The 628-nt window shown below is 66.2% G+C and carries 1 protein-coding gene; it reads left to right on the top strand.

All coding sequences use genetic code 11. The features are described 5' to 3' along the window. Positions 1-602: DUF885 family protein (locus D180_RS10035; RefSeq protein WP_017912690.1), on the top strand; the 602-nt coding region annotated here is incomplete at its 5' end. Between the last annotated feature and the right edge of the window lie 26 nt (positions 603-628).

The raw sequence follows: 628 nt of genomic DNA, 5'->3' as shown, positions 1-628 counted from the left end.
CCTACGACCTGCCGTCGCGGCCGCTGTACAACCTTGCTGCGCTGACCTTGCACGAGTCCTCACCGGGCCATGCGCTGCAGATGCCGTTGGCGGCCGAGCAGGACAACCTGCCGGATTTCCGCCGTTACACCTTCATTTCCGCGTATGGCGAGGGCTGGGCGGTGTACTCGGAATACCTGGGGCAGGAGATGGGGATGTACGACACCCCGTACGACCGCTTCGGCTACCTGACCTACCAGATGTGGCGCGCGTGCCGGCTGGTGATCGACACCGGCATCCACCACGACGGCTGGACGCGGGAGCAGGCGCAGGCGTTCCTGCGCGACAACACCGCGCTCAGCGAGCACGAGGTGACCACCGAGGTCGACCGCTACATCGCCTGGCCCGGCCAGGCGCTGTCCTACTACCTGGGTGAGTTGAAGATCCTCGAGCTGCGGCGCAAGGCGGAGCAGGCGCTGGGTGAGAAGTTCGACATCCGCGCGTTCCATGACGCGGTGCTGGAAACCGGTTCGGTGCCGCTGCCGGTGCTGGAGCAGCGCATCGACCGGTTCATTGCCGAGGGTGGGAAGTCGCCTTGGTCGAAGGAGGCGGCGAAGCAATAAGCCCCTCTCCCCCCGGGAGAGGGGTT

The sequence above is a fragment of the Xanthomonas sp. SHU 166 genome, from assembly GCF_000364685.1.
In the GTDB taxonomy this organism is placed as follows: domain Bacteria; phylum Pseudomonadota; class Gammaproteobacteria; order Xanthomonadales; family Xanthomonadaceae; genus Xanthomonas_A; species Xanthomonas_A sontii.
This window is presented reverse-complemented; position numbering and strand designations above follow the sequence as displayed.